The following is a 12488-nucleotide window of genomic DNA, read 5'->3' as shown; positions in this document are numbered from 1 at the left end:
ATAATATTCTAATTTCTTTCTAATGAGTAGCTAATACTCGATTAATGTGCGCTTGAGACTTTTGCTGTCATCATTAATAAATTTCTTACTAACACATCCTTCGCGTATAAATACTTATAATAATGAGCCACTGGTATTCAGTACCGATCTTATCCACCCTGATTTCGATCCATGAAATCGCCGATGATCCATCCTGATGAAGTCCCTCGAATCAACCGCCATCGGCCGTTGTAGGTTACCAAAGCCACGATTCATTTTTAAACCCTTTATACATTATTTTTATGGCTACTCTCAACTCCCTTGAACCGCCACCCACACCCACACAACGGCTGTTTCGTCTACTTAGCAACGACAAGAAAGATATTGTGTATATCTATCTGTATGCGCTCGTTACGGGGTTGATTAGTTTATCGCTACCGCTGGGCATTCAGGCCCTGTTCAATCTGGTATCGGGCGGATTAGTCTTTAGCTCGGTCTATTTGCTGATCGGCTTAGTCATTCTGGGCGTATTAATCTCAGGCATGTTGCTGGTCGGTCAGATGACGCTGGTTGAGGTGCTCCAGCAGCGCGTGTTTGCCCGGGCTGCCTTCGAGTTTACCTACCGTCTTCCGCGCATCCGACCCGATGTGCTGGCGAGCCACGAGGCTCCCGAACTAATGAACCGCTTCTTCGACGTGCTAACCATTCAGAAAGGGTTGCCTAAACTGCTAATCGACCTGACGGCGGCCGCCGTACAAATCCTGTTCGGTCTGATCCTATTGTCGGCCTATCACCCGGTGTTTCTGGTTTTTGGTGTAGTAACTGCGCTGGTCATTACTGGCATTTGCTGGGTGTATGGGCCAAGCGGATTGAAAACCAGTCTGGCTGAGTCGAAGTATAAATACAAAGTGGTCGCCTGGCTGGAAGACGTGGCTCGGGACCTGCCCCTGCACCGCCACCGGATGGACTCGTTGGAAACAATTGACCGCATGGATGACATTGCCGCCAGTTACATCACGAACCGGAACGCCCATTTCCAGATTCTACGCCGGTTCTTCTACAGCGGAGTGGCCTTCAAAACGATTATAACGGGGGGGCTGCTGATTGTAGGCACTACGCTCGTCGTCAGCCGTCAGATGGCATTGGGTCAGTTTGTAGCGGCTGAACTAGTTATTGTGCTCATTACCGGATCGGTCGACAAACTCCTGTCAGGCATCGACACGGTATTTGACCTGCTGACAGCCGTCGAAAAAATTGGCTTTATCACCGATATGCCGCTCGCCGAACTCCATAACGTAAACTAATTTTCAACTACTTATTCGCTCATTTATGCTTAACCTATCGAATCAGCGGGTTGATCAGGAACTGTTCAGTCATTATTCCCTTAAAACTCTGCGCTCCCTGCCACATCCCAACACGGGTCGTCGGCTGGGCCGCTGGATGCTTGCTATTCTGCTGATTGGGGTCGTGGTCATGTTTCTGCCCTGGCAGCAGAACATCAACGGGGAGGGTTCCTTAACCGCGCTCCGGCCCGAAGATCGCTCCCAGACCGTACAGAACGCGATTGCGGGCCGAATCGAGCACTGGAACGTGCAGGAAGGGCAATTGGTCAAAAAAGGGGATACGCTGCTGGTCATCTCCGACATAAAAGATGAATATTTCGACCCGAAGTTAACCCAGCGTCTGGGTGAGCAGTTAACGGCAAAGCAGGGTACGCGTGAAGCAACACAGACTAAAATACGGGCATTGGATGGGCAACTTGCTGCGCTGCGGGCTGGGTTAATAGTTAAATTGTCGGCGGCCCGTAACAAAGTAAAACAGAGCGACTTTAAAGTGAAGGCCGATCAGGCCGATTTACTGGCGATCCAGAAAAACTACCAAATCGCGCTCGATCGGCTCGACCGATTTGAGAAAGGCTATAAAAACGGGTTATTTTCGCTTACTGACCTCGAATCCCGCCGATTGAAGGTGCAGGAAGATGGGGCTAAGGTTGTCTCGCAGGAGAATAAACTCAATGTCTCGCAGCAGGAACTGATCAACGCCCGGCTTGACCTGACAACCATTGAAGCAGATTTTAATGAAAAGATAGCGAAGGCGCAGTCGGACCGCAGTTCGGCCGTGTCGTATCTGGCAGAGGCCGGCGGAGAAATTTCTAAATTAGAAAACAAGATCAGCAGCGTCGACGTTCGGCGTGGACTGTACGTGGTACGCGCCCCGCAAGATGGGTACATTGTGCGGGCCTTTAAAGCGGGCCTTGGCGAAACCATCAAGGAAGGTGAGTCGATTGCCACGCTCCAGCCTACCAATCCTGCCCTGGCAGTCGAACTGTATGTGCGGGCTATGGATGTTCCACTTATTCAGCGGGGCCGGTCAGTGCGGTTGCAGTTCGACGGCTGGCCAGCCATTCAGTTTTCGGGCTGGCCCACCGTCGCCGTGGGTACGTTTGGGGGCGAGGTGGCTGTCATCGATGCCGTCAGCAGCGTGGGGGGAAAATATCGGTTATTGGTGCGGCCAAAAGCGGGTAAAGGCGATCAGCCCTGGCCCCCGCAGTTACGGGTCGGATCGGGGGTATATGGGTGGGTGATGCTGGATGATGTGCCGGTCTGGTACGAACTCTGGCGGCAGCTAAACGGTTTCCCGCCCAGTCTGCAACAGGAACCGAAAGAGGAAAAAGCCGCGAAGAAATGAAGCTGTTAATGATATGGGGAGTTAGGCTGGCGGGCATGGTTCTACTGACTGCGGAGCCGGGGCCCTCAGCCGCCCAACTGGCACCGACTCCTTCGACCACAGTCGATCCAGGCGTTTCCCGGTCAGCTGTAGATTCGAGCGTGCTCTTTTCGGCGCAGACTTTTTATGAACTTATCCGGCAGCACCATCCCCTTGTGAAACAGGCCAACCTGTTCGACGAGGAGGCCCGGCAAGTCCTGGTGCAGGCACGAGGGGCATTTGATCCGAAACTGTTGTCACACTACGACCGAAAAGAGTTCGGCCCCGATTTATACTATGACCACTGGCAAAACAAATTAGCCGTGCCGCTTTGGCTGGGTGGAATCGATCTGACGCTCTCGTATGACCGTAACAATCCACAGGGGAGGTACTTAAATCCCGAAGAACGCACGCCTGGCTCGGGCCTGACGGGCGTTGGGCTAACGATTCCGATTGGGCAGACAATGCTCATCGACGCCCGGCGAAATACCGTTCGGCAGGCGCGGCTCATGCAGAACCTTGCCCAGGCAGATCGGCTCAAACAAATCAACAAGACCCTGTTCGATGCGGCCAAAACCTACTGGGAGTGGTTTCTGGCGCACCAGCAGCGGCAGTTGCTGACCGAAGGCTATAGCCTGGCCGATCGGCGATTTCGGGCGCTGCGCGAGCGGGTGCTGCTGGGCGACGCGGCCGCGATCGACACGACCGAAGCACTGATTACGGTGCAGGACCGATTGGTGCAGCGGCAACAGGCTGATATTGAGGAGCGAAATGCCCGATTAATGGTCAGTACTTTTTTGTGGAATGCGGCCGGACAACCGGTTGAACTACCCCAAACGGCGCTTCCGCAGGAGCCGTCGCTCTTGCCCCCCGATGAGACGCGCCTGCAAACGCTCCTTGACCGAGCCGCTCAACAGCACCCGGAGTTACTGAAATTAGACGTAAAAAATCAGCAGTTGTTGCTGGAGGAGCGCTTCCGGCGGGCCATGATTCAGCCCCAGATCCTGCTTAATGCGATGTTGCTCAGTGAAACGCCCCGCGTCGATGTACCTTACAACTGGAGTAGTTACTACGCGTTCCGACCGCAAAACCACAAAATTGGCGTGGACTTCGTGTTTCCCTTATTTCTACGCAAAGAGCGGGGCAAGCTGCGGGAGGTGCAGGTCAAAAACCAGCAGGTCGTCATGGAGCGGCAGCAGACAGGACGCGACGTAGCCATTAGGGTGCAGGCGGCCTATAACCAAGTACAGATGCTGGCTCAGCAGGGTAGTGTTCAGCAACAGGCCATCCAGAATCAGCAGCGGCTGTTAGCGGCCGAGCAGCAGAAATTTGAGATCGGCGAAAGTAGCCTGTTTCTGGTTAACGCCCGCGAAAGCAAGCTGATCGAGCTGCGGGTAAAGGGAGAAGAACTAAAAACTAAATACCAAAAGGCCATTGCCGAATTGTATTACGTGGCTGGCAGCAGCCTGACTAATCAATAACGCGGCTAAGTGAAAGGGGGCGTCAAGAGTATGACTTGGTAACTTAAAAAAGAGGAGCTTGCCTGGTTAAATGAGTGTACTGAACAAGGAGCCAAACGTTGACAATTCACAAACTGGAAAGAAGCTGAAACGGCGCTACCGGAAGCTCAACGCTGAGAAGAAGGCAACGATCGATTCTCCTGATTAAGGATACAGACCCCTAGTTTGTGTTGCTCTGCCTGTTGTTATCGGTTCAGGGTAATAAAAAAAACGGAAATGGTTTGTGAGAAATAAGGGAAAGGCTGCACTATTGGTCGACAGTCTTAACCGGCAACACCTGGCATTTGGTGAACACCCTTGAGACAATTAATTCATTAATCATTTTCATCAATCGTTATGAAACACATCCGATTCGCATCAACGGTTAGCGCCTGGCCGCTGGCCGCACCTTTCTTCACCGGGCTTAGCTGCCTGAAAAAGCCGTAGCCCCACAGGCAAGGATCATGGGCTGGCGGTAACTGTACGACCCGAACCCTGTTAACCGCAAGCCCGTTCAGGTCAGGGTTGCCTAAGCAGCAAAACTTACTGTAATGGGTGTGATAGGCTGAGGAGACAAGCTTTCTGACGCTTACTCCTCATGCGTTTTTAATGTATTGCTCTAGTTTAAACTTTTCTAAATTCTCGACAATCTATGAAGTTCAAGTCAAGTCAAATGAGCCGCCGGGCGGCCGGTATTTTAGCCTCTCTTCTAGTCGGTTTTTCAATGTCCCTTACCTCGTGTAAAGATAAAGATGAAAACCCAACGACAACACCTCCCTCGGGTTCGTCGACCATTACGGATCTGGTCGTTGCCGGTGACCAGTTTACGTTTCTCGAAGCGGCTGTTGTTAAAGCAGGCTTAACGACCACGCTGTCGGGCACAGGGCCATTTACTGTTTTTGCCCCAACGGATGATGCGTTCCGGGCGGCCGGTTTTGCCAATGTTGCGGCCGTAAGTGCTGCGCCGGATACCACGCTGCGCCGGATATTGCTATACCACGTTGTTGGTGGTTCCTATCCGGCATCGGCGATTCAGGCTGGCCAAACGGCGCTACCTACCTCGCTGAGCCTCAACGGTACCGTCTATGTTAATAAGGCTACGGCCACATCCGGAACCGGCGTGTCGGTGAATGGTGCGCGGGTAATTACGGCCGATGTGCAGGCAACGAACGGCGTTGTTCATGCCATCGACCAGGTGCTGATGCCACCGTCGCGTACTGTTCTTCAGGTTGCTCAGGCCGATACGACCCTGAGTTTACTGGGTGCAGCTGTTGCTCGCGGTGGCGCGGCAGTTGTGACGGCGCTATCCGGTACAACCCCACTGACGGTGTTCGCGCCCACGAATGCCGCCTTTCGCACAACCCCATACAACACCGTGGCCGCCATCAATGCGGCTCCGGCCGAAGCGCTGACGGCTATTCTGACGAATCATGTGGTGGTTAATCCCGGCCGTGCGTTTTCGCCTACGCTTGTTAGCGGGCCCATCACTACCTTCGGCACCGGCAGCGTAACGGCTATAGTAGGCACCGGCAATGCATTGACGCTGCTTAGCCCGGGTAATGCCGGTCAGGTAGCCAACGTCCTGCAAAACGCGACGGGTGTTCAAAATCGGGATATTACCGCAACCAACGGCGTTGTTCACAAAATTGACCGGGTATTGCTACCGTAGGGTAGTGGTTTGTCTGATTACTGCTTAAGCGTTCCTTAACTGAAGCGGTCGTTCATTGCCTTTCAATGGCGGTGAACGACCGCTTTTTTCTTTGAATGATTTTTACCCATTACGGCTAATTGTAGCTGACACGCCGGTCATGGACCACTTAACACCCCGACATAGCCAGAGCCAATGCCGAACATCCAGGTGCATGGGCTCAATTAGGGCCGTCCCATGTTAGATTAGTTATACAGCCATACAAGCGTACATTCAAATGAAAACAGATAAAAAATTAGTGCCAAGGAAAAACGGTCTTCTAAACTACTACTTTGAAGAAGTAAAGAAAGGTAAAACTATTGACCACTACGATCCTAACTTAGGACACTACAAAGAAGTGTGGAAGAAATTCTTTTATACTAAGAAATGCTTGTACTGTGATAAGGAGTTTGAAGCTAGAAGAGTTGATACTACTTATTGCTGTCAGAATTGTCAGAAGGCACATCTTAGAATTAGAAAGCTACTTGACTTAAAATAATTGATCGGCGTATGTACTCATACGCCGATCAATTATTTTAAGTCAAGTAGCTAATCATCTTTTGATATTTGTTCATCAAAATAGTTGCTATCTGCTAACTCTTGCCAATTATAGTCGTTATATTGAGAATAATCTACTTCAACGAATAAGTTGTAAGACCTTAATTTTTCCCTAGCGTTCATAAAAGCCCTCATCTTTTCATCTACTATATCGACATTAGTTATATTATCAATCAGTGTTTCCATTTCAAAGTCGAATTTATCTTGTAGTAAAGAGCTTATTTTATGTGTTACTTCGTTTGAGTTTATTTCGCTTATAATATGTTTTATATCTAGACAGAAACGGTATTTTAGTAATGCGAATAATTTGTCAAAATCTTCGAAGCTGCCTATAGATGTAATAAGGTATTTTAAGAATAAAAATAAATGTGACTTAATGAATTGTTTAATTTTTTTACTTTTTGCTGTTTTTAGAAATATAATAAAATATTCTTCAAACATATATTCATTTCCGAAGATATTCCAATTGTCGACACTTCCTAGTAAATGAAGTATGACATCTTCGTTTTCTGATTCTAAAGTATAAGTATCAATAAAAAATATAAGATTAATTTTGTCAATATTCTCAGTGCTATTCTTTATGAAAGATTTGTAATTAGTTAATAGCTTGTGTTTTAATGAATCCGGTATTTTATTTGAAAAATTATAAATTGAAAAGATTCTTTCGTATAGTTGTTTTAGATAAAATGCTGATTCTACTATTCTATTAACTTCATCTTTATTATTGTGCAATATTCCAATCAAGAAATCAGTTAATGAATGGTTTATGAATTCAAAATTATCATCAGTATCCTTTTTTACGAATCCTTCCTCAATTCTATTTAATGACTTTTTAAAAGCCCCTATGGGACGCTGAAACCGGTTAACTGATACTTCGTAATCTAAACGACTATTAAATCCGTTTTCCAATTCCTCAAAAGACACCCAGTGACCAAAAGAAATTATTGTATTTAATAAAAAGCGGTCTACATCATTTATTTGTTGCTCGTATGCGTGCCTCCAAATCTCATTAGGACTATCGAAATTAGAGTGAATAAACTCTTCAAGCTCTGCTGCGGAAAAATTGTTTATTTGGTCTTCCGAAGTGATAAATTCTACTGATCTAGGAGAAAAATTTTTATGTTTAATAATGAAATCAATATTTCTATTTAGAGTATCTTTTAGAATTTGCTTTACTGAAGATTCTTCAATATGGTTCTGTAATAAATGCCTTTTTACTTTCTCACTATATTCGCTAAGCTGTAAAACACTACTCTTAGCTTTTAAGTTAAAGAAACGTAGGTTTTCAGACTCTTCAATTGCTGAATTTAAGATAAACGTCCTAGTAGTTAGAATAAATATTTTGTTGCTAGTATTAGATATTCTTCTCATTATTTTTAATAAAGCATTCTCGTTACCTTTGGCTTTATACATTTCAAATACGTTATGGCCTAGGAAATCATCAAAGTAAAATATTTGCTTACTGTCATCATTGGCAAGTATCTTTTCTGCTTCCTTAACATCGTCATATATGTATGTGAGTTTGTAATCTTCTTTTATATAATAATAGGTAAGTATTTCGGCAAGAGTCGTTTTGCCAACTCCAGGTTCACCTGTAATAATTAATACTTTTTTAGTGTCTAAGATCTCTTTAGCTTGATGGTATAAAGGAGTTGTGACGTATAACCTTAACTTTCTTTTTAGTACATTTTCTGAAAATTCTAGTGATCTGCCTTCAATATCGTAGTTTATTATCTTTTGTAATACTTTAGTGCTTGAATACCATAGCTTGTAATGCTTTTCGACTACTTTCGGAAATTTATCTATATACATATTTAAATCTTCATACCCATATATATCACTCAAGGATTTAATGTATGGATCAAATAAGTTTTGAATTCTTTCTTTATTTGCGAAACTTAATTCAACCGAGGTTGCAAGTATATATCTATCAGGGTTTAGATTTTTTACCTTTTCTACTTCCTGCTTTAAACTTCTATGTAAAGCATTTAAACCTGACTTACAATAATGTTTTACCTGTCCTATTATTTTATATTTATTTTTCTGGGTAGAAAATGCAAAATCTATTCCTTGGTCTTTTCCTTCTTTGAAAGTCCTATACTCGATGTTTGTATTCTGAACAAGTTCGTTGGCGTTCAGTAAGTCACGTACTAACTCCTCCAAATCCATACTATTAAGAGTTGAAAAGTCGTAGCTGGCCATGCTGTGTCAAGTTTATATATAATTTATAGGAATACACTCTGTTACAGCGTAACACAAAAAAGCCCCAAAACATACGTTTTGAGGCTTTTTGCTCCCGAAGCTGAGTCTAAATTACTATCATAATTTGTTGATTCACAGCTACTTACCTTGAGAGGGCGGTGAGTGTGCCTAATTATTCAAACTGAAAATATCTATATATCTAATCATGTCCCTGATTACCAACTTGTTAAGAGTAGTACCTGGCCGTTAACTGTTGTTGATTTTGTAGAATTATCTGTTTTATTTAAACTTTGTTTTTATCTTCAACAAAAGTCAGGCCGAGCATTTTAATTCTCATTTTTCTGTCTCCTAGAGGAATATCCCATCTATTCACCATAAATTCTAATAATTTTAAACCTCTTTCTAAAATTGCTACATCATCCCAGTCTTGATAAGAGGCTACTTCATTTTCGGAATAAGAACCATACCTGTAGCCAATTGAGCCTTTACCATTATCTACTTTGTCTTTAAAACATCCGTTTTGAAGACTAGAATTTTTTGGTCTAGACAATGGTAATAAATTTCCTAATGAATCAACTATAGCTCTTCTTTCCTTTAAATTATATTTATTATTAATTATATCCCAACAAGAATCACTACTTTCTTGAGGATAGATATGTTCAATACTGATGTAATCAAAGCTAATATTATTATATTCTTCCCAATTGATTTTTTCTCTATGTGTTTTTGATTTGCTTTGTAAGCTTAAATCATATTCGAATAGGAAGTATCTTATACCATCCCAATCATAAAATCCTCTTCTAAAAGCATCTATTAGTCTGTCAGATGTTGCAAATACAGATGCTATCCTACTTAATCTATCCTGAGATAATTTCTTGATTTCCTTAACTTTGTTTCTTTTTGAGCTTATATATAAAAGATTCTCATAAGAATCCGCACCGGTGAAAATAATTCTAGAACCTAATATTGAAATAAGAAAATTGGTCTTTTCTAAATTTATGAGGATTTCAACTGCTTCTTCTTTAGTAGGTTTTTGTAAATAGAGCATTAATAGTATAGGCAAATATCTGCTTAAGCCATATCGGTTTAGTTTTTCTAGCCAATATTTTTCTTCGTCTGAGAAAAAATCAGTTTCAAGGGGATTAAATAAATTATACCAAATGGGAATCGCTTGTTGTAAATTCTCGACATATTTGTTAATGTCTTTTATATTCAACTTCTCGTTTAGATCAGTGAGATTGATTTTTTTTGTATTGAATTTGTCGTCCAATAAAAAATCCATATACACATCTCTATATGAATTTATTAATTTTCTGATTGATTGATCTCTTGGTACGCTCTCTTTGATTTGCTTGCCAAAATACGTGAAAAAATGATCTTTTAAGAACAGATCATCGTCTAAAGGATTACTTTTATTTTTACCCAAAAAATGATAAAGAGACTTCCAGCAATCGTTAATTACTTTCCTTAATCGGCTTTTCTCGTAATCTGCAATGTCAAATTTAGTTGATAAATAAATCAGTCTATTCTTAAGTAATTCTAAATTTGAGAGAGGCTTCCCTCTATTATTCATTGTTTCAAATGCTACGAAAACATCAATATCACTTGAAATTGAATATATATTAAATAATAAATTCTGAGTAACTTTTTTATATATTATTTCTATTTGTGATAAGGGTATGTTTTGTAGTTTTTCTAAGAAGAAATTTTTTGCATAAATCAAATTTAATGTATAAATGGTTTGTTCTCCCAAATATCCACTGCTAGAAACCTCTTTAAATATTTTAGTTTTTAAATATTCATAACTAGGGTTGTCCTTTTCATAACCGAACATATAAGACCTAGAGAATCCATTATCTTTTGAGTCATATATATATCTTTTTCTGATGTCTTCTACTGTAGTATAATTTAAAGTATTACCAGGTCCTATTATTTCTGTTATTGCTTGGATAAGAATTACCGTAGTTGTTAATCTTTGTTGACCATCTACAACAAAATAAGGTATAAATGTTTTCGATTTAATAATCCAAAGATCATCTTCCCAACTTTCGTAGGTTAATTTCGGAACTTGTTCAAGCGTTAAAACACCTATATAATGGTTTTTATCCTCTTCTAATTGTACAATATCACTCCAATAATCTTTAAGCTGTTTGTCTCCCCAAGCATACCCTCTCTGATAGTCTGGAATACGATATAGTTTATCGACAAAAATTTTTGAAATTGATTGTAGCTGGCTATCCATTGTTTAGTAAGTGATATAACAATTAGAGTTAAGTTAGTTTTTCATTTTAGTAATTGTATCAATTGCTTGAGAAAGCAATTGAATTGTTTTTTCTTTTTCCTTTAATCGTTCGTTCAAATCTTTAATTTTAGATTTGGCTGCTTTTAGTTCACTATTTGAACGGCTCCAATCGTTAACCGTTTCTTCTTCAAGCTCAGAAATGCGTTTCTTTTGACTATCAATAGTTTTTTCATATTTTTTACATAAGTCAATATAATAGGTAATATCCTCTAAACTATGTTGTAATTGATCTGCCTCATAACTTAAAATGGCTGCAACTGACATTTCAAATACCTCTGCTAACTGTTCTAGCCTATCTACAGTAATCTGTGTTAGCCCTTTCTCCATGCGTGCATAGTTACTTTGTGCCATACTTAGCTTCTGTGCAACTTCATCCTGCTTAAGGCTTTTTGCTGTACGAATAGCGCGGATGTTATCGTATACTTTAGACATTTATTATATATAATTATTCTAAATTGCATTTTATAGACCTAAATCGCATATGTACATTTGGTATATATGCGATTTAGGTCTACGTTTGTTGCATAAATCAACTTGTAATAATATGCAAACAAACGTTTTAAAGCCAATAAAAGAGCTTATAAGTGAAGCTTTACCTGCTAATATGCAATTTAAGCCTACCAAAGACTTTTACCAGCAGGTAGGCATAAATAAGCATCGTTTCTCTAAAATCATGCGTGGAGAGATACAGCCACAACGGAATGAGCTATATGCAATCGCTGCTCACTTTCAGATTCCAGCCAACAAACTTCTTTAAACGCAAAAGCCCTGTAACGCGGCCAGGCGGTACAGGGCTAATTCTCAACCTATCACTAAATAGATTATGCCAAAGTTAAGACCTGCTGAACCGTCAGCAAAGGAAAAGCGAATGAACCGCTTAAGTGTTCAGCCGTATTTACGAGTTGCCAACCTGTATCTTAAACTGTCTTATAACGGGAAAAGCATCTCCTTTTCTACCGGCTTATCATGTCGTCCTAAACAGTTGGATAAAAAGGCTTTTAGCATTGAAGGGAATGAATCAGCCACAAATTTACTGCAAAACTTACGAGCTGACTTTCAACGGACGTTTACTGACTTCTTACTAACAAAGCGAACTCCTGATTTAAGAAAAATAAAGGATGTTGTTTTACAGAAGCTGAGTGCAGACCCAACGATACCAACATTGACTGAGTGTTTAGAGACCTTTTTTAAGAATGAATTTGAAGCTCTAACGGGCATTGACTATGAACACAAGACCGTTGAGAAGAAACGGTACATTGTGCAACGTATAAAGCAATACGTTATCACGCATCACAGCAACCCACATCTTAAACTGAGCGATCTTAAACTAGTCGATGCTCAAAATTTGGTCAACTTCTGTAAACGTACTTTCGGACATGGTCATAACCATGCGGTTCTACATGCTGAGTTTTTAAAGCGTACCTGTAACTGTACGTCGTCAACCGAAAGTGGACAGATGCGGGTGAAAAGAGATGAGACGGTTTTAACCGCTTTGTACTCGCTGAAAAATATGACTTTTCCGTCGTTTGAGCATCGATAACTGCTTAGTTTTTTG

10 protein-coding genes are annotated in these 12488 nt (G+C 42.0%); 7 read left to right on the top strand and 3 right to left on the bottom strand.

Annotated features, from left to right (window positions below; genetic code table 11):
• Positions 1-281: 281 nt before the first annotated feature.
• From ACYVAM_RS21570 to ACYVAM_RS21550, 5 genes are all read left to right on the top strand, one after another.
• Positions 282-1283, top strand: coding sequence for an ABC transporter transmembrane domain-containing protein (locus ACYVAM_RS21570; RefSeq protein WP_461070886.1), 1002 nt, complete (start codon positions 282-284; stop codon positions 1281-1283).
• A 25-nt stretch (positions 1284-1308) separates the two neighbouring features.
• Positions 1309-2667, top strand: a complete 1359-nt coding sequence (locus ACYVAM_RS21565) for an HlyD family secretion protein (protein ID WP_461070884.1) — start codon at positions 1309-1311, stop codon at positions 2665-2667.
• A complete protein-coding gene (locus ACYVAM_RS21560) occupies positions 2664-4166 on the top strand; it encodes a TolC family protein (RefSeq protein ID WP_461070882.1) in 1503 nt (500 codons plus the stop codon). The genes ACYVAM_RS21565 and ACYVAM_RS21560 overlap by 4 nt, the downstream gene beginning before the upstream one ends.
• A gap of 670 nt (positions 4167-4836) precedes the next feature.
• Entirely contained in the window at positions 4837-5853 is a 1017-nt protein-coding gene (locus ACYVAM_RS21555; protein ID WP_461070880.1) for a fasciclin domain-containing protein, read from the top strand.
• Positions 5854-6109: 256 nt separating this feature from the next.
• Entirely contained in the window at positions 6110-6370 is a 261-nt protein-coding gene (locus ACYVAM_RS21550; protein WP_461070878.1) for a hypothetical protein, read from the top strand.
• 50 nt (positions 6371-6420) lie between these two features.
• Here ACYVAM_RS21550 and ACYVAM_RS21545 read toward each other — a convergent pair whose 3' ends face one another.
• The 3 genes from ACYVAM_RS21545 to ACYVAM_RS21535 form a co-directional block, all read right to left on the bottom strand.
• Positions 6421-8631: an ATP-binding protein gene (locus ACYVAM_RS21545; RefSeq protein WP_461070876.1), complete on the bottom strand. Its 2211-nt coding sequence runs from the start codon at positions 8629-8631 to the stop codon at positions 6421-6423.
• 283 nt (positions 8632-8914) lie between these two features.
• Entirely contained in the window at positions 8915-10873 is a 1959-nt protein-coding gene (locus tag ACYVAM_RS21540) for a DUF262 domain-containing protein (RefSeq protein ID WP_461070874.1), read from the bottom strand.
• A 33-nt stretch (positions 10874-10906) separates the two neighbouring features.
• A complete protein-coding gene (locus tag ACYVAM_RS21535) occupies positions 10907-11365 on the bottom strand; it encodes a helix-turn-helix domain-containing protein (RefSeq protein WP_461070872.1) in 459 nt (152 codons plus the stop codon).
• 112 nt (positions 11366-11477) lie between these two features.
• On the opposite strand from ACYVAM_RS21535, the gene ACYVAM_RS21530 reads away from it, so the two are divergent.
• Positions 11478-11690 (top strand): hypothetical protein, encoded by a 213-nt coding sequence (locus ACYVAM_RS21530; RefSeq protein ID WP_461070870.1) that lies wholly within the window; start codon positions 11478-11480, stop codon positions 11688-11690.
• A gap of 66 nt (positions 11691-11756) precedes the next feature.
• The gene (locus ACYVAM_RS21525; RefSeq protein WP_461070868.1) at positions 11757-12473 is read left to right on the top strand and encodes a hypothetical protein; all 717 of its coding nucleotides are present in this window, start codon (positions 11757-11759) and stop codon (positions 12471-12473) included.
• Positions 12474-12488: the final 15 nt, after the last annotated feature.

It is taken from the genome of Spirosoma horti (genome assembly GCF_054776595.1).
Note: the sequence above shows the minus strand (reverse complement) of the source record. Positions and strands in the feature narration are given on the sequence as shown.

Bases quoted from the DNA above. Each gene is read 5' to 3' on its own strand.
- ACYVAM_RS21545 (WP_461070876.1), bottom strand. From the start codon at position 8,631: ATGGCCAGCTACGACTTTTCAACTCTTAATAGTATGGATTTGGAGGAG.
- ACYVAM_RS21570 (WP_461070886.1), top strand. From the start codon at position 282: ATGGCTACTCTCAACTCCCTTGAACCGCCACCCACACCCACACAACGG.
- ACYVAM_RS21560 (WP_461070882.1), top strand. From the start codon at position 2,664: ATGAAGCTGTTAATGATATGGGGAGTTAGGCTGGCGGGCATGGTTCTA.
- ACYVAM_RS21555 (WP_461070880.1), top strand. From the start codon at position 4,837: ATGAAGTTCAAGTCAAGTCAAATGAGCCGCCGGGCGGCCGGTATTTTA.
- ACYVAM_RS21550 (WP_461070878.1), top strand. From the start codon at position 6,110: ATGAAAACAGATAAAAAATTAGTGCCAAGGAAAAACGGTCTTCTAAAC.
- ACYVAM_RS21565 (WP_461070884.1), top strand. From the start codon at position 1,309: ATGCTTAACCTATCGAATCAGCGGGTTGATCAGGAACTGTTCAGTCAT.
- ACYVAM_RS21525 (WP_461070868.1), top strand. From the start codon at position 11,757: ATGCCAAAGTTAAGACCTGCTGAACCGTCAGCAAAGGAAAAGCGAATG.
- ACYVAM_RS21530 (WP_461070870.1), top strand. From the start codon at position 11,478: ATGCAAACAAACGTTTTAAAGCCAATAAAAGAGCTTATAAGTGAAGCT.
- ACYVAM_RS21535 (WP_461070872.1), bottom strand. From the start codon at position 11,365: ATGTCTAAAGTATACGATAACATCCGCGCTATTCGTACAGCAAAAAGC.
- ACYVAM_RS21540 (WP_461070874.1), bottom strand. From the start codon at position 10,873: ATGGATAGCCAGCTACAATCAATTTCAAAAATTTTTGTCGATAAACTA.